Origin of the sequence: Cetobacterium somerae (genome assembly GCF_022430525.1) — a bacterium.
Classification (GTDB): Bacteria; Fusobacteriota; Fusobacteriia; order Fusobacteriales; family Fusobacteriaceae; genus Cetobacterium_A.
Genome location: NZ_CP092519.1, coordinates 376,699 through 401,131 on the forward strand (window position 1 = coordinate 376,699; position 24,433 = coordinate 401,131).

Annotated in this window: 20 protein-coding genes; 9 read left to right on the forward strand and 11 right to left on the reverse strand. The window is 29.7% G+C overall.

Annotated features, from left to right (window positions below; all coding sequences use genetic code 11):
• Window positions 1-2 precede the first annotated feature (2 nt).
• From MKD34_RS01575 to MKD34_RS01585, 3 genes are all read left to right on the forward strand, one after another.
• Window positions 3-1,868 (forward strand): bifunctional metallophosphatase/5'-nucleotidase, encoded by a 1,866-nt coding sequence (locus tag MKD34_RS01575; RefSeq protein ID WP_240219435.1) that lies wholly within the window; start codon window positions 3-5, stop codon window positions 1,866-1,868.
• Window positions 1,869-2,006: 138 nt separating this feature from the next.
• Window positions 2,007-2,975: a type I phosphomannose isomerase catalytic subunit gene (locus tag MKD34_RS01580; RefSeq protein ID WP_240219436.1), complete on the forward strand. Its 969-nt coding sequence runs from the start codon at window positions 2,007-2,009 to the stop codon at window positions 2,973-2,975.
• A gap of 23 nt (window positions 2,976-2,998) precedes the next feature.
• Window positions 2,999-4,078 carry a BglG family transcription antiterminator gene (locus tag MKD34_RS01585; RefSeq protein WP_240219437.1) on the forward strand — a complete coding sequence of 360 codons (1,080 nt, stop codon included), beginning with the start codon at window positions 2,999-3,001 and terminating at the stop codon, window positions 4,076-4,078.
• A gap of 3 nt (window positions 4,079-4,081) precedes the next feature.
• Here MKD34_RS01585 and MKD34_RS01590 read toward each other — a convergent pair whose 3' ends face one another.
• Window positions 4,082-4,966 (reverse strand): IS3 family transposase, encoded by an 885-nt coding sequence (locus MKD34_RS01590; RefSeq protein WP_240219284.1) that lies wholly within the window; start codon window positions 4,964-4,966, stop codon window positions 4,082-4,084.
• Window positions 4,939-5,223, reverse strand: coding sequence for a transposase (locus tag MKD34_RS01595; protein ID WP_240219283.1), 285 nt, complete (start codon window positions 5,221-5,223; stop codon window positions 4,939-4,941). The genes MKD34_RS01590 and MKD34_RS01595 overlap by 28 nt, the downstream gene beginning before the upstream one ends.
• A 99-nt stretch (window positions 5,224-5,322) precedes the next feature.
• Between MKD34_RS01595 and MKD34_RS01600 the strand changes: the two genes are divergently transcribed.
• The gene (locus tag MKD34_RS01600) at window positions 5,323-5,682 is read left to right on the forward strand and encodes a hypothetical protein (RefSeq protein ID WP_240219438.1); all 360 of its coding nucleotides are present in this window, start codon (window positions 5,323-5,325) and stop codon (window positions 5,680-5,682) included.
• Window positions 5,683-5,950: 268 nt separating this feature from the next.
• Here the strand turns inward: MKD34_RS01600 and MKD34_RS01605 are convergent, their stop codons facing one another.
• Both MKD34_RS01605 and gap read right to left on the reverse strand, forming a co-directional pair.
• Window positions 5,951-7,150 carry a phosphoglycerate kinase gene (locus MKD34_RS01605; RefSeq protein WP_240219439.1) on the reverse strand — a complete coding sequence of 400 codons (1,200 nt, stop codon included), beginning with the start codon at window positions 7,148-7,150 and terminating at the stop codon, window positions 5,951-5,953.
• Window positions 7,151-7,259: 109 nt separating this feature from the next.
• Window positions 7,260-8,267, reverse strand: a complete 1,008-nt coding sequence (gap, locus tag MKD34_RS01610) for a type I glyceraldehyde-3-phosphate dehydrogenase (protein ID WP_040406130.1) — start codon at window positions 8,265-8,267, stop codon at window positions 7,260-7,262.
• 258 nt (window positions 8,268-8,525) lie between these two features.
• Here gap and MKD34_RS01615 point away from each other — a divergent pair, with 258 nt between their 5' ends.
• Window positions 8,526-10,604 carry an HD domain-containing phosphohydrolase gene (locus MKD34_RS01615; RefSeq protein WP_240219440.1) on the forward strand — a complete coding sequence of 693 codons (2,079 nt, stop codon included), beginning with the start codon at window positions 8,526-8,528 and terminating at the stop codon, window positions 10,602-10,604.
• Between the two features lie 42 nt (window positions 10,605-10,646).
• Here the strand turns inward: MKD34_RS01615 and MKD34_RS01620 are convergent, their stop codons facing one another.
• From MKD34_RS01620 to MKD34_RS01645, 6 genes are all read right to left on the reverse strand, one after another.
• Complete coding sequence (locus tag MKD34_RS01620; protein ID WP_240219441.1) at window positions 10,647-12,032, reverse strand: basic amino acid/polyamine antiporter; 1,386 nt, start codon at window positions 12,030-12,032, stop codon at window positions 10,647-10,649.
• Window positions 12,033-12,062: 30 nt separating this feature from the next.
• Window positions 12,063-12,941 (reverse strand): histidine decarboxylase, pyruvoyl type, encoded by an 879-nt coding sequence (gene hdcA / locus MKD34_RS01625; protein WP_240219442.1) that lies wholly within the window; start codon window positions 12,939-12,941, stop codon window positions 12,063-12,065.
• Window positions 12,942-12,959: 18 nt separating this feature from the next.
• Window positions 12,960-13,883 carry a citrulline utilization hydrolase CtlX gene (ctlX, locus tag MKD34_RS01630; protein WP_240219443.1) on the reverse strand — a complete coding sequence of 308 codons (924 nt, stop codon included), beginning with the start codon at window positions 13,881-13,883 and terminating at the stop codon, window positions 12,960-12,962.
• An 18-nt stretch (window positions 13,884-13,901) separates the two neighbouring features.
• The gene (locus MKD34_RS01635) at window positions 13,902-15,365 is read right to left on the reverse strand and encodes a basic amino acid/polyamine antiporter (RefSeq protein ID WP_240219444.1); all 1,464 of its coding nucleotides are present in this window, start codon (window positions 15,363-15,365) and stop codon (window positions 13,902-13,904) included.
• A gap of 18 nt (window positions 15,366-15,383) precedes the next feature.
• Window positions 15,384-17,639: an Orn/Lys/Arg family decarboxylase gene (locus MKD34_RS01640; protein ID WP_240219445.1), complete on the reverse strand. Its 2,256-nt coding sequence runs from the start codon at window positions 17,637-17,639 to the stop codon at window positions 15,384-15,386.
• Between the two features lie 72 nt (window positions 17,640-17,711).
• Complete coding sequence (locus tag MKD34_RS01645) at window positions 17,712-18,674, reverse strand: aromatic acid exporter family protein (RefSeq protein WP_240219446.1); 963 nt, start codon at window positions 18,672-18,674, stop codon at window positions 17,712-17,714.
• A 203-nt stretch (window positions 18,675-18,877) separates the two neighbouring features.
• Between MKD34_RS01645 and MKD34_RS01650 the strand changes: the two genes are divergently transcribed.
• Window positions 18,878-20,149, forward strand: coding sequence for a dicarboxylate/amino acid:cation symporter (locus MKD34_RS01650; protein WP_240219447.1), 1,272 nt, complete (start codon window positions 18,878-18,880; stop codon window positions 20,147-20,149).
• Window positions 20,150-20,208: 59 nt separating this feature from the next.
• Here the strand turns inward: MKD34_RS01650 and MKD34_RS01655 are convergent, their stop codons facing one another.
• Complete coding sequence (locus tag MKD34_RS01655; RefSeq protein WP_240219448.1) at window positions 20,209-21,081, reverse strand: RluA family pseudouridine synthase; 873 nt, start codon at window positions 21,079-21,081, stop codon at window positions 20,209-20,211.
• 343 nt (window positions 21,082-21,424) lie between these two features.
• Between MKD34_RS01655 and asrA the strand changes: the two genes are divergently transcribed.
• Genes asrA through asrC form a run of 3 tightly spaced genes read left to right on the forward strand, consistent with a single transcriptional unit; the run spans window position 21,425 to window position 24,355 of the window.
• Window positions 21,425-22,462 (forward strand): anaerobic sulfite reductase subunit AsrA, encoded by a 1,038-nt coding sequence (gene asrA, locus MKD34_RS01660; RefSeq protein ID WP_240219449.1) that lies wholly within the window; start codon window positions 21,425-21,427, stop codon window positions 22,460-22,462.
• Window positions 22,462-23,271 carry an anaerobic sulfite reductase subunit AsrB gene (gene asrB, locus MKD34_RS01665; RefSeq protein WP_023051767.1) on the forward strand — a complete coding sequence of 270 codons (810 nt, stop codon included), beginning with the start codon at window positions 22,462-22,464 and terminating at the stop codon, window positions 23,269-23,271. Before asrA ends, asrB begins: the two co-directional genes overlap by 1 nt.
• A 13-nt stretch (window positions 23,272-23,284) precedes the next feature.
• Complete coding sequence (asrC, locus tag MKD34_RS01670) at window positions 23,285-24,355, forward strand: sulfite reductase subunit C (RefSeq protein WP_240219450.1); 1,071 nt, start codon at window positions 23,285-23,287, stop codon at window positions 24,353-24,355.
• The last annotated feature ends 78 nt before the right edge of the window (window positions 24,356-24,433 follow it).

Genomic DNA, 24,433 nt, shown 5'->3' on the forward strand with positions numbered 1-24,433 from the left:
TAGTGAAAAGCACTAAATTCTTAGTTTTAGGAGCTCTTTTATCTATGGCTTTAATTGGTTGTGGGAAAAAAGAGGAAACACCTAAAACAGCAACAAACACAGAGGTTAAGGAATATAAAGAAAATAAACTTAATCTAGAAAAAAAGGTTATTACAAAGGGAGAGGCAGGACCAGAGGAAGTTACGTTATCATTTGCAGCTACATCTGATGTACATGGAAGAATATATCCATATGAATATGGAATTGATTCAGAAGATAAGAGTGCAGGATTTGCAAAAACTTATACAATTGTAAAGAACTTAAGGGAAAAGAATCCAAATTTAATTTTAATGGATATTGGAGATACTGTTCAAGATAACAGCGCTGAGTTATTTAATAACTTAGAAACACATCCTATGGTTGAAGCTATGAATACAATGGATTATGATGCATGGATTTTAGGAAATCATGAGTTTAATTTTGAAAAAGATTTTCTATTAAGAAATGTAAAAAACTTTAAAGGGTCAGTAATCTCTGTAAATATAGAGAATGAAGATGATGGATCAAAATTTGTATTACCATATCAGATTTATGATATTCAAGGAGTTAAAGTAGCTTTAGTAGGAGGAATTCCACCTCATGTTCCTATGTGGGAAGCTTCAGCTCCAGAGCATTTCAAAGGACTTACTTTTGAAGATCCAATGACAGCAGTAAAAGAAACTTTAGATGAGTTAGAAGGAAAATATGATGTGCTTGTAGGAGCATTCCACTTAGGAAGAAAAGATGAGTATGGAAAGACTGGTGTATTCGATTTAGCACAAGCTTACCCTCAGTTCGATCTTATATTTGCAGGTCATGAGCATGCGAGATATGTAACTGATGTAAATGGAACAACAGTTCTTGAGCCTGGTGCTTATGGATGGGGAGTTTCTAATGGAGAAATCAAAGTTGTTAAAAAAGATGGTAAGTGGGAAGTAAAAGATATCGTAGCTAAAAATGTAGAAACTAAAGATGTTGAAGCTGATAAAGCTATGTTAGATCAATTTAAAAATATTCATGATGAATCAAGAGCGGATGCAAATAAAGTAGTAGGAAAAGTAAATGCTAAGTTTATAGAAAGAGCAGACTATATAACTGGAGAAGATAAGGTTACAACAATGCCAACTTCTCAATTAGAAGATAATGCAATAATTGAATTAATAAATGAAGTGCAAAATTATTTTGCAAAATCAGATGTTTCAGCAGCAGCAGTATTTAATTTTGATTCAAATTTAAATGCAGGAGACTTTAAAAAGAAAGATGTTGCATTTATCTATAAGTATACAAATACTCTAATGGGTGTAAATATGACTGGTGAAAATTTATTAAAATATATGGAATGGTCAATGGATTATTATAATCAAACAGAGCCTGGGGATGTAACAATATCGTTTAATCCAAAAGTTAGAGGATATAATTATGATATGTTTGATGGAGTAAATTACAAGGTTGATATATCAAAGCCAGCTGGACAAAGAATAGTTGACGCAACAATAAATGGCCAACCAATAGATCCAAATAAAACATATAAGGTAGCTGTAAATAACTATAGATTCGGAACGCTTATGAACTTAGGACTTGTAACAGATAAGGATAAATACTATGATTCTTATGAAGAGTTACAAGACGGTGGAAGAATTAGAGATTTAATTGTAAAATATGTACAAGAAAACTTAAAAGGTGAGCTAAATCCGAAAGTTGATAATAACTGGTCAATAATTGGATTTGAAGAAAATGTTCCTGGAAAGGATGTTGTTATTGAAAAAATCAGAACAGGTGAGATAAAAGTACCTATGTCTGAGGATGGAAGAACGTTGAATGTTCAATCAATAAACATAAATAACTTATAATAGTAGTAAAAGCAAAAAAAGAGGGAAGTTTTTTCCTCTTTTTTGTTTACTTTTTTAATAAATCAAGTTACAATAAAGGGAATTTATGAAAATAAAATACTTAATATATATCATATGTGTTAGTTCTAGGAGGAAAAGATGTATCTATTAAAATTTAAAAAGAATTTAGTTGAAAAAATATGGGGCGGAAGAGGCTTTGAAACAACTTTAGGATTTCAATTGCCTACCGATGAATTATATGGTGAATCTTGGGAAGTAAGTTGTCATCCAGCAGGAATGTCTTATGTTGAGAACGGAGAGTTAGAAGGAAAAAGTTTAGAAGATATATTTAAAAAATATGGAAAAGAACTTGTTGGAGAAGAGATTATTGAAAAATATGGTGAAAAATTTCCACTTTTAATAAAGTATCTAGATATTAATGATAAGCTTTCTGTACAAGTTCATCCAAGCGATGAATATGCCTTAAGAGTAGAAAAAGAGTTTGGTAAGAGTGAAGTATGGTACGTAATGGAAGCTAGTTCAGATGCTAAGTTAATATTAGGATTGAACAAAGAGATTACACCAGAGATATATAAAGAAAAAGTGGATAAAAAGGATTTTAGTAGATTATTTAATGAAGTAAGAGTAAAAAAAGGGGATTTTATAGATGTAAAACCTGGAGTTGTACACGGAACTTTAGAGGGATCTATTTTAATATGTGAGATTCAACAGAACTCAGATACAACTTATAGAATATATGATTTTGACAGAGAAGTAAATGGAGTGAAAAGAGAACTACATTTAGATAAAGCGATGGATGTAATTGAATTTGGAAAAGATGTAGAGATAAGTTCAGAGGCTTCAAGAGAAAAGATAAAAGTTCAAGATGCAACTATTGAGGAGTTAATAAGAGGAGAATATTTTTCTATTGATAGATTATTAGTTGATGGAGTATTTCAAGATGAAAGTTATAAAAACTTTAAAATATACTCAATACTTGATGGAGAGGGAAAATTAAAGTCTAATGAAATAGAATATGAAGTAAAAAAGGGAGATACATATTTTATACCAGCAAATACATCTGTGACAATAAGTGGTAAGTTAGAGATTATGAAAAGCTATATATAAATAAAATTTTAGGGGGATGGTATATGTCAAATAAAGCAATAGCTCTACTAAAAGTTTTGTTACATGGAGATATCCATTTAGATGAAATAACAAAATATGTAGATTTAGATATTAATTCTATAGAAAGAAATATAAATGTACTAAATGAATACCTACATGAAAAAGGAATAAAACCAATAAAAAAGGTTAATAATATGTATAGTCTTGAAAATAGAGATGAAAAATTTTCTGAATTTTTCTCAAAGTTGGATATTCTTTCATCTAGAGAAAGACAAGATATATATTGCATAAGGTTACTTTTAGATGGATATATTAATTTAGAAAAAGAAAGACAAGCCATGGGCGTTTCAAGAACCACCGCAATTAAAGATTTAAAAAAAGTAAGAGAGTTTTTAGAAAAAAATGAAATAAATGTAGAATCTAGAAATTCAAAAGGAATTTTTCTTAAAGAAATTAATGAAGGGAACTTATATAATATACTTTGTGAAAAAATAATGAAATTATTTATAGACAGAGAGTTTCTTTCGAAACAAAGAAAAGAATTGCTAGAAGAGATTGATATATTAGAAGAAGAAAGATATTTAGAAATTTATTCTCAAATAACTGAAAAGTTTAAATTAAAAAAATCTTCATTTTCATATTATGCTATTTATACAATGGCAATAATTGAAAAGATAAAAGGATCTATTGATTATGATTTAAATGGAATTGAAAAACATGAAGAATTTAATGAAACATTATTAGAAATGGAAAATCTAAAGACAACGATTATACTTTCATCAGAATTTAAGAAGTTTTTAGCAAGCGTGGCATTAAAAATTAGATATAGTTGTGATTTAAATATAGATTTAAAGGAAAGCTATGAGCGTTTTATCAATAAAATTCAAGAGTTATTTGAGCTTAATGAAAAAGAGAGAAAAGAACTATATGAGCAACTTGTAAACTGTTATGCTATGGGATATTTTGATAAGAAATATGGAGTTTTATGGGTTAGAAAAAGTCCAAATTCAGAAAGATGTAAAAGACTAGGGCAAGTAGTAGAAGAGACTTTAAAAGACTTAGGAATAGTATGGTGGGCTCTTTTGTCAAACAGTTTCTCTTAAAACCTAAGCAATTTTTTTGTACTCAAAAGTTGATAATTCAAAAGCTTCATTTGGAGTAGAATATCCTAAAGAACTATGTCCTCTTTCTGAGTTGTAAAAATTTAAATATGATTGGATTCCTTTGTATAATTCCAGTGTTGTTTTATGCTCGTAAAGATATAAATAATCATATTTAATTGTTCTCCAAAATCTTTCTATCCAGACATTGTCTAAACAACGGCCTTTTCCATCCATACTTAATAAAGCGCCTGATGAAAGCACTGTTTCGATAAACTCATTACTTGTATATTGACTACCTTGATCCGTATTTAATATTTCTGGTGAACCATAAGTTTTTACTGCTTCTTTGTAACAATTAATGCAGAAATCTTTAGACATACTGTTTGACAATTCCCAAGTTAGTATTTTACGACTATAAACATCAATTATTGCAGTTAAATACATAAAACCTGTTGGTGTTTTTAAATACGTAATATCAGTTGACCATACTGCATTAGGCTTTTCAATCTTTAGATTTCTCAAAAGGTAAGGGAATTTCTGCGCTCCAGCTTTAGGTTTACTTAAATTTCTTTTAGGTGCAATTCCTTTAAGGTTTAGCTGCCTCATGAGTCTTCTAATGACTGATCTTTTTACAGGTATTCCAGCTCTATTCAAAGCTGCAGTAATACGTCTAGAACCCGCTGAAGGATCTAGACTGTATTGTTCCTTTATTTTTTCTTTTAATTGAACCTGAATATCAACTTTAGGCCTAGGAGCGTAATAGTATGAGCTTCGACTAGCGCCAAATATTCTACATTGTTCTGAGATGCTAAAATAAAGGTTTTCTTCGATTAAAGAAACTGGATTACCTAATAAATCAGCTATCTCTCGAGCTTTTTTTTTAACCAATCGTTCTCAGAGCTAAGTTTACCAATTTTAGCATAAAGCTCATGTTGTTGCTCTTCAAGAAGTTCAATCTTTTTAGAGCTAGACATATCTTTAGAAAAAACAGAGATACCCGCCGATTTAAACTCATCTACCCAACGAGATATTTGAGAAGGTGCAATATGATGTTCTGAAGCGATTTCTTGAAGAGTTTTTCTTTCTTTAAGTGCTTCCAAAACAACTGCAAATTTAAATTCTGGTGAATATGATTTTCTAGCCACAACCTCATCCTCCTAGTTTATTTTATGATATATTATACCTCAAAATTTTGCTTAAGGTAAGAGGGAAGCTGTCTTAAATCGTTAACCCATTATATAGAGATGATATATTCTGATATATTAAGATTAGCAGGATGTATAACAAACTTTTTTATGTTAGAAGAATATGGTGAGGGGTTTAAAGTATTGAGTGTATCTAGAAATATAGATAATGAATATAGCCAAAGAGTTATAAATTCTATGAAAGTTTTTTATCCTAAAATATCATTCACAATACAATCTTTTTTAGAGTTTAGATTTAAAGATAGAAAAGAAATCGAAAGTTATGATTTAATAATATCAGATACAGAAAGTTATAGTATTAAGAATCTAAGGAAAGTGAATACTTTAAGTTTAAGAGAGATTCAAAGATGTTTTATAGAATATGTTTTAGATAAAAGATTTTTAAAGTTAAAAAAATAAGAAACGTGTTTTTTATGATATAAAAAGTGTTAAAAAAAGTATATATACACACTACCTCAAAAATGATACTCTATATGTACAAATCCTTTTCTCTAATATATTCCCCCTAATATATATTTGAGAAAAATTCCAGAAGAACTCCACCCCCCGGAGTTCTTTTTTTATTATAAATTTTATTTGAATAGGTTTAAAAATAAAAAGGACGTTTTATAACGTCCTTTTTTGTTTTAAAAATTAATGTGGTAGTCTTAATTTTTAAATATTTATATTATTTGTTAGAAATCGATTCTACACCTGGTAATTTTTTACCTTCTAAATATTCTAGAGAAGCTCCTCCACCAGTAGAGATATGAGAGAATTTATCAGCAAATCCTAAAGAGATAGCAGCAGCAGCAGAGTCTCCTCCACCGATGATAGTTGTAGCATTCTCTAAGTTAGCGATAGCTTCACAAACTCCGATAGTTCCTTTAGCGTAGTTAGACATTTCAAATACACCCATAGGTCCGTTCCATACAACTGTTTTTGCTCCAACTAATTGATCAGCAAATAATTTAACTGTAGCAGGTCCTACATCTAATCCCATCTCGTCATCAGGAATTGCATCTACAGATACAACTGAGTGAGGTGCATCGTTAGAGAATTCTTTACAGATTACTGTGTCGATAGGTAAAACTATTTTTCCATTAGCTTTTTCTAATAAAGATTTAGCTAACTCAACTTTATCCTCTTCAACAAGAGATTTTCCTGTATTTTTTCCTAAAGCTTTGAAGAATGTGAACATCATAGCTCCACCGATTAATATTTTATCAGCTTTAACTAATAAGTTTTCAATAACTCCAATCTTATCAGAAACTTTAGCTCCTCCTAAGATAGCAACTAAAGGTCTCTCTGGTGCATCAACAGCTCCACCAATAAATTTGATTTCTTTTTCCATTAAGAATCCAGCAGCAGTGTTTCCTTCTCCAATGTTAGCAGCGATTCCAACGTTAGAAGCATGAGCTCTGTGAGCAGTTCCAAATGCATCGTTAACGAATAAATCTCCTAAAGAAGCCCAATATTTTCCTAACTCTGGATCATTTTTAGATTCTTTTTTACCATCTAAATCTTCAAATCTAGTATTTTGGAACATTAAGATTTCTCCATCTTTTAAGTTAGCAACAGCCTTTTCTAACTCCTCTCCTCTTGTAGCATTGATGAAAGTTACAGGTTGTCCTAAAAGCTCAGCTAATCTCTTAGCAACAGGCTCGATATTTCTTTTTTCTAAATCAGCAGCTTCTTTAACTTTTCCTAAGTGAGAGAAAGCGATTACTTTTCCTCCATTTTCTAAAACATACTTTATAGTTGGTAAAGCAGCTACGATTCTGTTTTCGTCAGTGATTTTTCCATCTTTCATAGGAACGTTAAAATCAACTCTCATTAAAACTTTCTTACCAGCTACATTTAAATCAGTTACAATTTTCTTTGCCATTTTGTATGAACCTCCCAAAATTTTTATAAATAACTTATATTTTCTTAAAAAAAAGCGGAACTAAATAGTCCCGCTATTCTGTTTATTCTGTTTTTCCTAGATGCTCTAATTACTTAGAAATTTCTACGAAGTACTTTAAAGTTCTTATTAATTGAGCAGTATAAGACATTTCGTTATCGTACCAAGCAACAGTTTTAACTAATTGCTTATCTCCAACTGTCATAACTCTTGTTTGAGTTGCATCAAATAATGATCCGAATTCGATTCCGATGATATCAGAAGATACTAATTCTTCTTCAGTGTATCCGAATGACTCGTTTGCAGCAGCTTTCATAGCAGCGTTGATTTCAGCAACAGTTACTGGCTTCTCTAAAACAGTTACTAACTCAGTTAATGATCCAGTGATTACTGGTACTCTTTGAGCAGCTCCATCTAATTTTCCAGCTAATGCAGGGATTACTAATCCGATAGCTTTTGCAGCTCCAGTTGTGTTAGGAACGATGTTTGCAGCAGCAGCTCTACCTCTTCTTAAATCTCCTTTACCGTGTGGACCATCTAATGTATTTTGGTCATTTGTGTAAGCGTGGATAGTAGTCATTAATCCTTCTACAACTCCAAACTCGTTATTTAATACGTTAGCCATTGGTGCTAAACAGTTAGTTGTACAAGAAGCTCCAGAAATTACTGTTTCTGTACCATCTAAAATTTGGTGGTTTACGTTATAAACTACAGTTTTGATATCTCCTGTTGCAGGTGCAGATATAACAACTTTTTTAGCTCCAGCTTCTAAGTGAAGTCCAGCTTTCTCTTGAGAAGTGAAGAATCCAGTACACTCAAGAACAACGTCTACTTTTAATTCTCCCCATGGTAAGTTTTTAGGATCTCTATCAGCTAAAACTTTAATTTCTTTTCCGTTAACTGAGAATCCTCCTTCGATAACCTCGATAGTTCCGTTGAATCTACCTTGTGCTGAATCATACTTGAAAAGGTGAGCAAGAGTTTTTGCGTCTGTTAAGTCGTTTATTGCTACTACCTCAAACTCAGGGTTGTTCATCATTAATCTTAATGCTAATCTTCCAATTCTTCCGAATCCATTAATCGCTACTTTAACTGCCATTTGGAAACCTCCTAAAAATTTATATTTTTTTTAAATTAAGTTCGATAAATATTTGTACATCTTTTAGAAATTACAAGATAAACTTGTATTTCCTTTTTTCTTTTTTTTCTAAAATGCTTTTGTTTATGTTTTAATGATATATTATCTTGGTTAATTTGTCAATTTATTCATGGGAACTAAAATTAATCTTTTTATGATTACTTTTTCATTAAAATTATAGTATAATTGAAAAAAACAAATTAGGGGGAGATCGAATACATGTTAAAATTTCTACTCTTTTCTCTTTTATTGTGCACAAATTTGATAGGAAAAGAGCATGTAGTTTTATTAGAAAATGAAAATAGTTTTTTCTTCTATAAAGAGAGAGATGAATATAAGGGATTATATCCAAAAATATTTGAAGATATTAATAAAAAAAAGAAAATAAATTTAACTTTAAAAGAATTAGATACAAATTTAATATTAGATATGGAAAAAGGTAAAGATATTTTAATAATGGATTTAATAGAAAATGATGAAAGAAGAGAAAAATATTATTTTATACCTACCTTTTTTTATTTAAAAGCTAATATGTATTTTTTAAATAATAATTATATAGATATTACAAATTTTTATAAAAAAAGAGTTGGAATCATAAAAGGAACATATTTAGATAAAGAGTTTTTAGAAAAATATGATTTTTTATATAGTGATGTAATAGACATTGAAACTAGAGAAAAAGGATTACAAATGCTAAAAGATGGAGAAATTGATGGTTTTGTAGCAGATAATCAATATGGATTTAAAGATAATTTGAAAAAAATAGAGTTAAATAGAATTCCAATTATGGTGACAACTTTAGCAGTACCCAAAATTCAGAGAAAACTTTATAAGGATTTAAAAAAATATTTTGAAGAAATGTCTCCTGAAGTACTTAAGAATATGATAAGTGATTCTAGAAAAGAATATTATAAAGATAAATTTAAGGATAAATATATAAATTTAAAAAATAAATCAATAGATGTAGTTTTTCCAACAGAGAAAAGCAATTATCCTCTCTATTATATAGAAAATAGTGAAGAGAAAGGATTAGCTATTGAATATTTAAAAGATGTAGGAGATATATTAGGTGTTAAAATAAGAAAAATCTTTTATTCAAAAGATGAGGATTGGAAAAATAGTGATATAACAATAGCTTCAACAGTAGAAAGTAGTATTAGAGATAATGAGAATTATACAAATCCATATTATACTTTAACTCCTATTATTTTTAATAGGAAAGAAGAAGGATTTATAAATAATTTAGTAGAAGCAAGAAAAAAAAGATTTGCTGTTGTGGAAAATTCATATTATATGGATTATTTGAGAAAATTTTTAAAAGAAGAAAATTTTATATATGCTAAAGATATTGATGAAACAATTGAAAAAGTAAGAAAAAAAGAAGCTGATTATAGTATTAGTGATTATAAAACATTAATCAATAAATTGTATAATAATGGTTATGATAAAGAAATTAAAATTGCTGGAATTTTAGATAAAAAGTATGATGTATCAATGGTTGTAAACGAGAAAGAACATGAGTTATACGAAGCATTAAAAGATATTTCAGCTAGTTTTTTAAATGAAAATATGAGTAAAAATATTTATTTAGAAAAAAATAGTTATGAAACAGATAATTCTAAAAAATTTTTAATATTTTCAATTGGAATTTTATTTATTAGCTTAATTTTACTGTATAAAGGGAAAAAAAGTTTAACAGAAAAAAGAAAATATGAAGATTTGATGTTATCTTTAGTTTCATCGTTAGAGGCTGTTAATCAATTTAATGATCTTGAAACAGGAAATCATATAAAGAGATTAAACTTATATTCAGAACTTTTAGCAAATAAATTAGGATGTAATAAAAAATTTTGTGAAGAAATAGGAAGAGTAGCATCTCTTCATGATGTAGGGAAAATTGGTATAGATAGAAGCATATTAAAAAAACCAGGAAAACTAAATGAGGAAGAGTTTAAAATAATAAAAGAACATCCTGAAATAGGTTATGAAATTATAAAAAAATCAGGTGTAAGCTTAATGGCTGAAAATATAGCGAGATATCATCATGAAAAATGGAATGGAAAGGGATATCCTAGAGGTTTAAAAGGTTTGGAAATACCTTTAGAGGCACGAATTGTATCAATCGTAGATGTTTATGATGCATTGAGACAAAAAAGAGTTTATAAAGATGGGTTTACACATGAAAAAGCTATAGAAATAATAAGAAGTGAAAGTGGAAAAAGCTTTGATCCTAATGTAGTAAAGGTTTTTTTAGAAAATGAATTTAAATTTGAAAGATTATTTAATTCACATATATAAAAATAAAAGAGAGCTAAATACTATATTTTGCTCTCTTTTACTTTAAGTTATTATACTGTAAAAAGAGATTAAACCTAAGAGTAAAATTATAAAAGATATAAATTTATCTTTAGTATTTTGAAAAAAGTATCCTGTTTTTCTCTTAGTATCAAATAAAAAATAGATAGTTCCAAGTGCATAAATTGTTAAGGATTGGAAAACATAATTAAGTCCAGATGAATAAATCATCCAAATTCCATAAATTACTCCACCTATTCCCCAATAAAAACATTTTTTATGAGCATGTTGAATTGCTATTTTCATTAAAAACATAGCTGAAAAAATATAAGGAATAAGAATCATACAAGATGCCGAATTTGTAATAACAAGATATGCATTTTGTGCTGACAATGAAAGAAAAAATATAATTTGTTTTAAAATACCATTTGTGAAAAGAGCTCCAGAACAAGCATCATTTTTATTCACTTTTTTTAAAAACTTAGGAAATAAATCATCTAAAGCTACATTATAAGGTATTTCTGCTGTTAGAAAAGTCCAACTAAGCCAAGCTCCAGCAACAGATATCAAAACAGCTAAATTAACTAAAGTAGCTCCCACTGGTCCAATAACAGCTTCAATGATATATGATAAAGCTGGATCTTTAAGTGCAGCTAATTCAGCATCACTTAGAACACCATAGCTCAAAAGTACAATAAAAACATATAAAAATAAAGATATGAAATAGCCAATCATAGTTGCTTTTCCAACTAATTTAATATTAGATGCTTTATCAGATATAACAACAGCACCCTCTATTCCTATAAAAGCCCACAGAGTTTGTAGCATACAGCCTTTAACTTGAGTAAAAATGCTAGCATGATTAAATGAACCACCCCAAAAATCTTTTATAAATATTTGGCGAGTAAAACCAATATATAAAATAATAATACCTAAAAAAATAGCTACAACTTTACCTATTGTAGCTAAAACATTTATAAATGTAAGTCCTATATCTCCAGCAAGAGCAATTCCAATTACTATCCAAATTAAAATACTTCCTAAAAGGATGCCGTTGAAACTACTAATCGGTCCAATACTGGGAAAAAAGTAATTCAAAGTTTGAACTAATAAAACTGGGTAGCTAGCATTGCTTATTACATTTGAAATCCAGTATCCCCATGCGGAATGAAAACCTGAAAAAGTTCCAAAACCTTCTTTGGCATACTTATAAATTCCATCTGTTACATCTGGAGTTTCAGTAGCTAAAATTTGAAAGGTTTTGGCTAAAAAAAGAACTCCAATACCAGAGATTAACCATCCGATTATGGCAGCTCCAGCAGAGGATGATTGAGCAATGTTTTTAGGCATATTAAATATTCCTCCGCCAATCATAGAACCGACAACAATTGTTGATAATGCGAAAATTCCTAAAGAGTTCTTTTTTTCCATAGTAGCCAAAACCTCCCTAAATATCTAGAACTATTTTTTTACGATAGGTTCTAATCCTTGAACATCTAACCACTGAGAAAGAGTTAAGTTATTTAATTCTCCAAATCCTTTTTCAGGAACAGCTTTTCTAGCTAAAGTAACATAAGGTCCACATGTTAGAGATGTTCCAATTTCTCCAGGTTTCATAATAGTATAAGCAAATCCTACATAAGTTCTATCGTATGCAACATGAGAGTCTTTTCCACATTCAACAACAGACCAAACGATAGCTTTTCTATGATCTTCTAAGAATTTTTTTAGATCGTCTGGATTGTCATTTTCAGTCCAAATTCCAGCATCTTCAATAAATAAGCTCGCATCTTTATCTCTATCTTTAGCTATAGATATAGCGATAAAACACCAAACACCATACCCTTCATTCTCTTTAAATTCTCTATTTTCAGTAGGTCTATATGCAGTAACCCCTTTGTTAGCACAAATCATATGTGATCCAGGAAGAGGAGTGAATCTTCTTTTAGATTCAGTTCCAAAAAGTTCAACACCAGCCTCTAAAAGAGGTTTAGCATCATAAACTTTTAAAATTGAACCATCAAATTGAGGAACTTCTAAAACAGTTGGGTTTGAATCTTCAGCAATTGAATCATGCTTAGCTAAGTCATATCCCCAAACTTGTCCAGCAAGTCCACAGAAAGATGAAGCAGTTAACATGTTAATTTGTCCAACATAAGCATCGTTAACCTCAGCTCTATCATAAGCTACAATACCATCTATTAAAATATCGTCAGTTTTAGGAACTGTACCTACAGAAACTTTTAAAACTGAAACATATCCGTTTCCAGTTGAACCAGGAGCTCCATATCCATCACAATAATCCTCATAAAAGCTAATCGCAGTTTTGTCAATTTTCATTTTTGTTCCTCCTTTATTTTAAAAAAGTTCAGCAATCATGCATCGTACGGATCCACCACCATAAGTTTCAATGGTAGAAATATCTGAATAAATAATTTCAGAACTTTTTTTAATTACATCGATTTGTTCTTTTGTAAAGCCTTCAAAGGCTGATTTAGACATAAGTGTATAACATTTTCCCTGAGAGTTTTTTAATTCTAAAACATTTCCACAAAATTTTAAAACTTGATTAAGGGATATATCAATAATCTCCTTTTTTGAATTTAAAATAGAGTTTTTTAAATTTTCTCTTTCTTTTAAATTAGGAATAGATTCTAGACAAACTACAACAAAATTTTCAGTGACCCCCATCATGACATTGGTATGGTAAATAGGAGTTTCTTTATTGTTGAAATTTTGTGTTGAGTGAAACTTTAACGATCTATAGTTAGTTAATTTACAAAACTCTTCTAAAACATCTTCGTTTGCTCTAGGAGAAAGGGAACAATAGGCGATTTTATTGACTCTATCTAAAACTAACGCTCCTGTTCCTTCTAAAAATTTTTTTTCGTTTTCAAAAGATGTCAAATCTATAATATTAATAGACTCGTTTTCATAAATTTTTTTTAAACTAGGTAGAAATTTAACTCTTTCTAATCGTCTATTTTCTGCAAACATAGGGTAGACAATAAGAGTATTGTTTTGGTGAGAACTAAACCAATTATTTGGAAAAATACTATCAGGAGTATATGGAGTGGACGTATCTTGAATAACGTCCACTTCAATTCCAACATTTTTTATTTTATTAACAAGAGTATCAAACTCATTCAATGCTTTTTTTTCTACAAGTTCTGGATTTTCTTCAAGATTTTTTTGATAAGCGTTATTAACTGCAGTTTGAGCATTATAATAAAACTTAACAGGTTTAATCATTAGAACCTTACTTGTTATTTGACTGTTCATTATACTCATCTCTTTTCATTAACCTAATAGAGCTTTATAGTTCATGATTAAATAGATTAATCCTAAAATTCCTAATATGAATAAAACTATAGAGAAAACTTTTTCTTCTTTATTGAATTCAGGATTACTAGGATCAAACTCTTTTCTTGCTTTCATAAAGAATGGAATACCAATAGCATATATAACTGCAGCTAAAAGCATATAATTTAAACCAGCTGCATAAACTAACCATAAACCATAAATTGTTCCTAAAAGTCCTGTAATTTCTGCATTTTTTCTACTTGCAAAGATATTAGTAGGATAGTTGTCATTTTTAGCAGCAATTTTCCATAAATATGCAGTACAAACGATATAACAAGGTAAAACCATTACTCCTGTAATACTTAGCATTAAATTCCATGCATTATTAGAGAAATATACAACAATCATAGTTATTTGCATAATTATACTAGAAATAAGTAAAGAGAATGATGGAGAATCATTTTTGTTTACTTTAGCAAAAGCTTTTGGGAATGTTTTTCCTTTAGCTGCGGCAAATGGTAATTCTGCAAGCATAATAGTCCAAACAAGCCAAGAACTTAATATAGCTATCATAACTCCAATATTCATTAACCAATCTCCCCATTGACCAACAATTCCACCTAAAACAGCTGCAGTTGATGGAGCAGCCATATTTGAAAGTTGACCTTGAGAATAATGTCCAAGAGGAAGTAAAGATAATAAAACATAAAGAATTAAACATCCTAAGAATCCTAAAAGAGTTGCTTTACCAACTTCAGCCTGATCTTTTGCTCTATCCGACACAACAACAGCACCTTCGATTCCAATAAATACCCAAAGAGTTACAAGCATTGTACCCTTAACTTGACTCAAAAGACTACCAAGAGGTTTATCAGAAAGAGTTGTAATAGTATCTGTACCCCAGAAGTTAGTGAAGAAGAAACCAACTTTAAAGAAGAAAGCTGTAATAAGTAGGAACAGTACAATTGGAACTAATTTACCAATAGTACCTATTGTATTTAACGAAGTTGCTCCTTTAACACCAGCTAAAACAATAAAGTAAATAATCCAAATAACTAAAGAACCACCTATAACAGAGTTAAAATTATTTCCTCCAGTAAAGTAACCTGGAAAAAAATAATCCAAAGAATCCATTAATAAAACTGCATAACCAATATTAGCAAAACAGTTACAGATCCAATAACCCCAAGCCATAAGGAAACCAGTGAAATTTCCAAATCCAAGTTCACCATATGCATAGATTCCTGTTGTTGCATCAGGTCTAGCTTCTGCTAGAATTCTAAATGTATTAGCAACAAACCACATACCTACTCCCGTTATAACCCATGCAATAGTAATTGCTCCAGCACCAGCAGATTGAGCCATATTTTGAGGTAGATTGAATACTCCACCACCAATCATAGCACTAATAACAACGGCAGTAAGAGCTACTAAACCAAGTTTTTTGTTATCATCAGCCATTTTAAACCCTCCTTAAAATTAATTTTTTATAACCATTGTGTGGAATCTTCTGATTCCATCGTTATCAACAAAAGCTTCAATTCCATGTATATCACTAAAATATCCAGGGAATATTCTTTCAAATTCTTCTCTAGCTAAAAGAAAATCTAAAATAGGTTTAGAAATTTCATCTATTTTTTCTCCACCCATTAATACAGGGATTCCTGGAGGATATGGAACAACAATAACTCCAGCGACCCTATTCATACAATCTTTTATAGGTAAATGCTCAATATTTCCTCTAAAAACTTCTCTAGAAGCTTCAGCAGGCGTTAGTTCTTGTTTAGGAATAATTTGGAATGCTTTATCCATAAGCTCTAAAAGTTTTGATTCGATAATGTATTTGTGCATATCTAAACAATGATCTTTTAATCCTTTAGTGCTATATTTTTCAGGATAAGAATTAACTAATTCTGGAAAAATTTCAATAAGAGGAGTATTTTTGTCAAAATCTTTTTTAAAGTCCATTAAAACTTTGATAAGAGCTTCTTGTTTTGTAATAGTTGTACCTATAGAGTGAAGAAATAACAGAGAGTAAGTATCTGTTTTTTCATTAACTACTCCTTTATCAATAATATAATTACTTAAAATAGAAGCAGGAATACCAATCTCTTCATAATTACCATCAATATTTAAACCAGGACATTTTAATGTTAACTTGATTGGATCTAACATAACGTAGTCTTTTTCGATATCGTTAAATCCATGCCAATTATTAGAAGAGTCTAATGTCCAACAGTTTTGATTTTCTAATAAATATTTATCAGGAACATCCTCAAAATTAGTTAATACACCATTGTATGAAACTTTTTCTGGTTGCCATAAAGAGAAAAACCATTGATTAAAACTAGCATATTCTTTATTTAATTGAGCAATTCTTTTTCTAAAATGAATTGCATTTAAAATAGTTTCATCCATAAGCTCTTTACCAGAAAAATCCATCATAGCAGTTGATACATCTAAAGATGCAATCATACTATATTGTGGCGATGTAGATCCATACATTAAGTATGCTTCGTCAAATACGACAAAATCAACCTTATCTTTAGTACCATCTTTAACATGAAGCATAGAAGCTTGAGAAAATGCTCCTAATAATTTATGTGTAGAATGTGATGCAAATATTGGAGGATGTTCAATAAAATTATCAGATTCAGTCATGGCGTAGTGATTTTTGTATATAGGGTGGAATTTAGCGTAAGCATACCAGGCTTCATCAAAATGAAGATTTTCAACGTTATTATTTAAAGTTTCTTTGATTTTATTGACATTATAACAAAGACCATCGTAAGTTGAATTTGTTAATGCAGACATTTTAATTTTTTGTTTTTTCTGTTCAGCAGTTAGCTTTGAGTTCTCAGCAATCATTGTATCGATGTATTCTTTTGTAAATTCGTTTAATTTAACAGGACCAATGATACCAAGACTATTTCTTCTAGGAATCATATACATAGGAATAGCTTCTGTTATAACCATACCGTAATTAAGAGATTTATGACAGTTTCTATCAACAAAAGCTAAGTTGTCTTTAGTAACTCTACCTTTCCAAATTACCTGATTAACTGAACTTGTTCCATTTAAAATATAATATGTTTTATCAGCTGAAAAGACTCTAGCTGAATTGTTTTCGGCATCTTTAACAGGTCCTTCATCATCTAAAAGAGATCCCAATTCAGGAACAGATATAGACAAATCTGCTCGAAGAGTATTTTCTCCATAAAAATCTAACATCATTTTACCAATAGGATTAGTCATAAACATAAGACCACCAGCATGTCCAGGTGTATGCCAAGGATATTTAAATTTTTGTGTATAATCCATTAATTCACCGAAAAAAATAGGTTTTATAGATTTAATATATTTTTCAAATTCTATTTCTAATTGACCTGTTAAAAAAGGGATACTATCTTCAAAAATATTCATTACAAGATTTATTGAATTTAAAACTTGTAAAGGTATCGTTGAAGAATCTTTTTCTGTTAATACAATAATAGGAATTTTTGGATTTGTTTTTCTAACAAATTTAACTAATTCCTCTAGATTTTCATCTGAATTTAAAACAACTCCAATAAGAGCTTTGTTAGATGAATAAACTCTTTTAAAATCAGTTTTATTGTCAACAAAAGAAGTAGCGAAAGATTCTAAAAGGGTGTCTAATTGCTTAGAAGACTCGTAAGTTGAATCTAATTCATGAAAAACTAACAAGGACCAATTTAAATAATCAATAGACTTCATAATAAAAACCTCCTTAATTGGTAGAACAAAAATTAACTCACGATATTGTTAAAAAAAAAAGGGGTGTTTCCTTTAAAAAATATTTTTTATTCTTATATTGATAAGTTCTTTTATATTTTCTATAAGTAAGAAATAAGTTGCTTTGTTTTCAATGTTTAAATTATTTTCATCAATTTCTTTTTTAAACTTATCTTCAGAGCGTTTTATTTTATTTAAAAGAATATTGTAAGTGTAATTATTTGAACTTAGTGTGGCTAAATCTTTTAAAATTATAGCTAACTCAGATGTTATTGAGATGTTTGTGGAGATTTTGTTAAAGCACTCTCTAATTTTTAAAAGAGTTAGATATTCTGAAAATTTTAAAGAGTAATTTTTAGAAATATCAACTTTTTTAAAAAATAATTTATTATCTTTTTCCATTTCGACTAGTTGTTTACAGTCATCTAGATTAATTTTAAGTTCTTCAAAAAGTTCGTCTTGTTTCAATGAAACGGCTTTGTATTTTAAAGCTTTAGCAAAATCAAAAATAATATCTTTCATTATAGAATCAATTTTTTCTAGTTGAGAAATAATTTCATTGTTTTGACTAGGCATATATAGATTGGAAACTATAGCACAGAGAACTCCAACCAATAAAAGAATATATTGATCTAAAACAAATATTAAAGATACATTTTCATCGAGTAAAAAATGTGTAGCTAAAACAATATTCGTAAAAAATCCTTGCATTAAATTAAAACGAATACAAAGAGGCATAAAAATAGCTGTAAAAATAACTAAAGAAATAGGGTTAAATTTAAAAATTTTAATAATTGTGGCAGATAAAATCAATCCAAAAGATGCAGCTAAAACTCTTTCAAAAGAACTTCTTAGAGATGCTTTTCGTGTGCTTTCTAAACTTAGAATACAAATTGTAGCTGCAGAGTATTTATATTCTAAAGAGAAGTATTGAGCAATGAGAACAGCTACATATGGACCAATCATATTTTTTAAAACTTTATGTTTGTCATAAGTGCTTAGTTTATCAAAAATCATAAAATATCCTCCAAAAATAAGATTAATTTATTATAAGAATTATTCAATAGAAAAATAAAAAATCCTCTATAAAACTAAAACTAAAAATATATTTTCAAAAAAATATATTTAGAAAAAATAATTTATTTTTTTCTTGATTTTTTTGATTTTTAAATATATAATTTATTTTGTAAAAATAAGATGTTTATAAGGAGTGAATTGAAATGAAAAAGTTGAGTTTGACAAATAAGATTTTTATATCATTGATTTTAGGAGTGATAAGTGGATTATTATTATATCCATTTAGAAACGATTTGATAGTGAAAAAATATATAATAGACTTTTTCTTTAACTTCTTAGGAACAGGATTTATAAGAGCTATAAGAATGATTGTAGTTCCATTAGTATTTTGTTCTTTAACTGTGGGAGCAGCAGGTGTTGAAGATATAAAAAAATTAGGGAGAGTAGGGATAAAAACTTTAGCTTTTTATCTAGGAACTACAGCAGTAGCAATAACTTTAGCTTTAGGAGTTGGGTCTCTTATAAATCCAGGAAAAGGAGTTGTTTTATCTCAAATTGCAACAAGTAATGTTTCAGTAAATGAAACAAAACCATTTATAGATATATTATTAGGAATGATACCGATAAATCCAATAGAAGCTTTAGCTAAAGGAGATATGTTGCAGATAATCGTATTTGCGATTTTATGTGGTGTTGGTATGGCTATATTAGGAGATAAGGTTTCTACAGTTAGAAAGGGAATGGAAGAGTTAAATAATTTAGTGTTAAAATTAGTTGATATTATAATGCAATTGGCTCCATTTGGGGTATATGGATTGATTGGAAAAACATTTGCAACACTAGGATATACAGCAATGTTACCTTTACTAAAATATTTTATAGGTGTAATTATTGTTCTGTTATTACATTATCTAATAACATATCAGAGTTTATTGATTTTTGTAGCTAAATATAATCCGATTAAATTTTTAAAGAAATTTTCAGGACCAATGATGGTAGCATTTTCAACTTCTTCAAGTAGTGCAACTTTGCCATCTTCTATGGAAACAATGCAAGATGAGTTTGGAGTATCTAAAACAATATCTTCATTTACACTTCCTTTAGGAAGTACAATAAATATGGATGGAACAGCAATAATGCAAGGTGTTGCAACAATATTTATAGCTCAAATCTATGGAGTTAACTTAACAATGGGAGATTTTGTAACAGTAATTATAACAGCTACATTAGCATCAATAGGAACTGCAGGAGTTCCTGGAGTTGGAGTAATAATGTTGGGGATGGTATTACAGCAAGTGGGATTACCATTAGAAGGAATGGCTCTTGTAATGGGAATAGATAGATTTGTAGATATGTTTAGAACGACTGTTAATATAACAGGTGACGCAGTTTGTACACTGATTGTAGCAAGAACAGAGGGGGAATTAAAAGGAGAAGAGGTAGCTACATCAGTTAAAAAGAATAAACTAGCTTAATATTAGAATAAAAAAGATACCCATTAATAGGTATCTTTTTTATTTATTGTAATCTAAAATTAGTTTGCTATATGGAGAATCTCTTTGAAATCTTCAGGTAAGGGTGCTTCAACTTGAATTTTTTCACCATTTTCAACATCAGTGAAAATTAGTTTAAATGCATGAAGAAGTTGTCTTTTAGCTCTAATATCATCACCACCATAAAGTTCATCTCCTAAAATAGGATATCCTACTAAAGACATGTGAGCACGAATTTGGTGAGTTCTACCAGTGAAAAGTTTTAATTCAATTAAAGTTAAATCCTCATTTGGAAAACGCTCTAAAACTTTCATATAAGTTTTAGCAGTTTGGCCACCATTTTCAGGAGTCATCTCTTTACGTCTAAGTTCATCTCCCTCTTTACCAATAGGAATTTCAATCATCATTTCATCTTCTTTAACAATACCTTTAACAATAGCTTGATAAAATTTAGAAACTTTTTCTTTATCGCTTTGTAAAAAAGCTTGCGTATAAGCATTTTTAGCTACGACAATTAATCCAGAGGTATTCATATCTAAACGATTAAAAAATCTAGGAGGTTGAATTTTTCCAGTTTGTTCTTGGAGATAGTGAACAACACCATTAGCTAGAGTTAAATCTGTTTTTTTAGTAGTTGGATGAACAACTAAATAAGGATCTTTGTCAATAATAAGTAAATTTTTATCTTCATATATTACTTTTAAGTCCATTTGAATAGATCTAATTCCAACTTCCTTTTCTTTTTCTTTAACTAAAAGTCTCGCATTTTTTTTAACTTGCTTTGTAGTTTTAGTTCTTTTTCCGTTTAAATATACTTCAACATTTCTAATTCCTCTTCCAGAGTACCCTTTTTCTCTAAGGTATTGAGAAATTTTCATATTGTGAAATTCGGGTTCGACAACAAATTTTTTCATATTTCCACCTTTAAAATTTATATTATTTTATAATATTTTATAATGAAATTCAGAAAAAAACAATCTTTTGATTTTAAAGTGACAAAAAAATGATCGTTACAACACTAGTGTATAAGTATACTAGTGTTGTATAAAATTAGAATTTGAAAGGGGATTCAAAAGTAGAAACTTTAGTAAAAAAATAAAGAAATTAAAGTATGACCAAATACTTTTCGACTAAAAATTCAAATTTAACCAATTAATAAAAAACGGTAATTAATGGTTTACAAAAAAACATAAAGGTTGTAATATAAACACATAATGAATTGAATAAAAATTCAAATAACAGGGAGGCAAAGTAAGAATGGGATACAAAATAACAGCAGAAAATTTTGATAGCTTGTTAAAAAATCTTAGTAAAGAGTATAAAATTTATGCTCCAAAAAGATTTCCTAAACAGGGAAGATATTCAGACACAGACATTGTGAGATATGATAGAGTTTATTCGGCAGATGAGATTGTACATGATGAGAAATCTGATTATGCAGCGAAGGAAGCATTAAGCCCTATAACAGAAACAGTTTTATATTTTACAGATGCAGACTATAGAGAGTCAAAAGTTGTTGACGATAGACCAATGCTTGTATTTGCAAGAGCTTGTGATATTCACTCGATAAAAAGATATGATGATATCTTCTTAAAAAATGGTGGATTCGAAGATTCATATTATAAAAGAATGAGAGAAAAAACAAAGTTTATATTAATGGAGTGTCCAGCAAAAGGTTGGGATACTTGCTTCTGTGCTTCAATGGGTACTGGATCAGCGGACGAGTATGCATTTGGAGTAAAATTTAATGGTGAAGAAGTTTTAGTAGAAACTAAAGATACTGCATTTAATTCTTACTTTGCAGGAAATGATGAAGTAGACTTCCTAGTAACTCCAGTTGTAGAAAATGAAAGAGTTGTTAGAATTCCAGAGATAAATGATAAAGAAACTCAAATAGCTGTAAAATCATTAGAGATGTGGAAAGAGTTTGATAAGAGATGTTTGATGTGTGGAAGTTGTACTGTATCATGCTCGACTTGTACTTGTTTTACAACTTATGATATGAACTATAGTTCTGATACAAATGCAGGAGAGAGAAGAAGAATAAATGCTTCTTGCCATGTTGATGGATATACTGATATGGCTGGAAATCACTCGTTTAGAAAAACTGGTGGAGATAGAATGAGATTTAAAGTTATGCATAAAATCCACGATCATAAAAAGAGATTCAAAGAGCACCATATGTGTGTTGGATGTGGAAGATGTGATGATAAGTGTCCAGTGTTTATATCTTTCTCAACAACTGTAAACAAATTAGCTGCAGAAGTTGATAAACTAAATGGAGGTAATAAGTAATGGAAAATTTAATAATGCCAACGCCATATAGACTTTTAGATGTAAAAAAAGTTACAGATATAGAATACTTATTTAGAGTTGAATATCCAGAGGCAGGAAATGTAAAGTTTGGACAATTTATGCAATTATCTCTACCAAAAGTAGGGGAGTGTCCAATCTCTGTTACAGATTTCTCAGCAGCAGATGGATGGGTAGAGTTTTTAATTAGAAAAGTTGGAATAGTAACTGATGAGATTTTTAATCTTCACGCAGGGGATTTATTACCAATGAGAGGACCTTATGGAAAAGGTTTTGATGCAATTGATATAAAAAATAAAAAAGTAGTTATTGTAACAGGAGGATCAGGGTTAGCTCCAGTTAGATCTTTAATTAATCATATTCATAGAAATCCAGAAGAAGTTCAATCAATGGAATTATTATTTGGATTTAAGGATGATGCATCAATATTATTTAGAGACGAGATTATCAATTGGAGAAAAAAACATCCAATGGTATTAACAGTAGATAAAGGATGCGGATTAGATGGTGAGTGTGTAGGACTTGTAACAGAGTATGTACCTCATTTAAAAATGGTATCAGATAATTTTGATGATTTAGAAGTTGTAATTGTTGGACCACCTAATATGATGAAATATACAGCTATTGAATTTGAAAAGCTAGGAGTTCCAGCTGATAAGATTTGGGTTTCTTTTGAAAGAAAGATGTCATGTGCAATTGGAAAATGTGGTCACTGTAGAATTGACGAAGTTTATGTATGTCTAGAAGGACCAGTATTCAACTATTCTCAAGCTAAATATCTAATCGACTAAGGGGGTAAAATAAGTGAATCACGATATTAATATAACTAAACTAAAATTAAACTGCTTCCGTCAATCAAAAGTACCTGGAGAGTTCATGATCCAACTTCGTGTTCCAGGTGGATTAATTGAAGCTAAATATTTAAAAGTAATACAAGAGATTGCAGAGAGATGGGGAGATGGAACATTCCACATGGGTATGAGACAAACTCTTAACGCTCCTGGAATAAAATTTGAAAATGTAGAGGCAGTAAATGCTTACTTAGAGGAATATATTAAAGAAGTAGATGTAGAGATGTGTGGAGCTGAGATGGAAGTTAACAAAGCTGGATATCCTACTATCGGAGCTAGAAACATCATGGCATGTATCGGAAACTCTCACTGCGTAAAAGCTAATATCAATACTTGGGAATTAGCTAGAAAACTTGAGAAGAAAATTTTCCCAAGTCACTATCATATAAAAATGGCTATAGCTGGATGTCCAAATGACTGTGCTAAAGCACACTTTAACGATTTTGGAATTATGGGTGTAACTAAGCCAATCTACTTAAAAGATAGATGTATTGGATGTGGAAGATGTGTTAAAGTTTGTGATCACGCTGCTACAAGAGTTTTAAAATTAGAAAATCACAGAATTGTAAAGGATTCTTGCTGTTGTGTAGGATGTGGAGAGTGTGTTGAGGCATGTCCATCATCTGCATGGGTAAGACCAGAGCAAAAATTATATAGAATGACAATAGGTGGAAGAACAGGAAAGCAATATCCAAGAATGGGTAAAATGTTCTTAAACTGGGTAACTGAGGATGTTATTCTTCAAGTTATTGGAAACTGGCAGAAGTTCTCTGCTAATGTATTACATCATAAGCCTATGTATATCCATGGAGGTCACTTAATTGATAGAGCTGGATATCAGAAGTTTAAAGAGATGATACTTGATGGAGTAGAGTTAAATCCAGAAGCACAAGTAGCACAAAGAATCCTTTGGGCAGAAACAGAGTATAGAGCTAATATCAACGTTAAGCCAATATCTCAACACCCAAGTCCAGGAGAGACATATACATTAGAAAAACCTTTTAACTACGGTGGAGGTCACTAAAATTTAGTTTTTAAAATCCAAAAAATATAGTCAGATTAATGGGGACCCCAAAAGGGTTCCCATTAGTCATGTTTGGGA

What these genes read in the sequence shown, in the direction of transcription:
- MKD34_RS01580 (WP_240219436.1), top strand. Translation starts at nt 2,007, where the DNA reads ATGTATCTATTAAAATTTAAAAAGAATTTAGTTGAAAAAATATGGGGC.
- MKD34_RS01585 (WP_240219437.1), top strand. Translation starts at nt 2,999, where the DNA reads ATGTCAAATAAAGCAATAGCTCTACTAAAAGTTTTGTTACATGGAGAT.
- MKD34_RS01600 (WP_240219438.1), top strand. Translation starts at nt 5,323, where the DNA reads ATGATATATTCTGATATATTAAGATTAGCAGGATGTATAACAAACTTT.
- MKD34_RS01605 (WP_240219439.1), bottom strand. Translation starts at nt 7,150, where the DNA reads ATGGCAAAGAAAATTGTAACTGATTTAAATGTAGCTGGTAAGAAAGTT.
- gap (WP_040406130.1), bottom strand. Translation starts at nt 8,267, where the DNA reads ATGGCAGTTAAAGTAGCGATTAATGGATTCGGAAGAATTGGAAGATTA.
- MKD34_RS01615 (WP_240219440.1), top strand. Translation starts at nt 8,526, where the DNA reads ATGTTAAAATTTCTACTCTTTTCTCTTTTATTGTGCACAAATTTGATA.
- MKD34_RS01620 (WP_240219441.1), bottom strand. Translation starts at nt 12,032, where the DNA reads ATGGAAAAAAAGAACTCTTTAGGAATTTTCGCATTATCAACAATTGTT.
- hdcA (WP_240219442.1), bottom strand. Translation starts at nt 12,941, where the DNA reads ATGAAAATTGACAAAACTGCGATTAGCTTTTATGAGGATTATTGTGAT.
- ctlX (WP_240219443.1), bottom strand. Translation starts at nt 13,883, where the DNA reads ATGAACAGTCAAATAACAAGTAAGGTTCTAATGATTAAACCTGTTAAG.
- MKD34_RS01635 (WP_240219444.1), bottom strand. Translation starts at nt 15,365, where the DNA reads ATGGCTGATGATAACAAAAAACTTGGTTTAGTAGCTCTTACTGCCGTT.
- MKD34_RS01640 (WP_240219445.1), bottom strand. Translation starts at nt 17,639, where the DNA reads ATGAAGTCTATTGATTATTTAAATTGGTCCTTGTTAGTTTTTCATGAA.
- MKD34_RS01645 (WP_240219446.1), bottom strand. Translation starts at nt 18,674, where the DNA reads ATGATTTTTGATAAACTAAGCACTTATGACAAACATAAAGTTTTAAAA.
- MKD34_RS01650 (WP_240219447.1), top strand. Translation starts at nt 18,878, where the DNA reads ATGAAAAAGTTGAGTTTGACAAATAAGATTTTTATATCATTGATTTTA.
- MKD34_RS01655 (WP_240219448.1), bottom strand. Translation starts at nt 21,081, where the DNA reads ATGAAAAAATTTGTTGTCGAACCCGAATTTCACAATATGAAAATTTCT.
- asrA (WP_240219449.1), top strand. Translation starts at nt 21,425, where the DNA reads ATGGGATACAAAATAACAGCAGAAAATTTTGATAGCTTGTTAAAAAAT.
- asrB (WP_023051767.1), top strand. Translation starts at nt 22,462, where the DNA reads ATGGAAAATTTAATAATGCCAACGCCATATAGACTTTTAGATGTAAAA.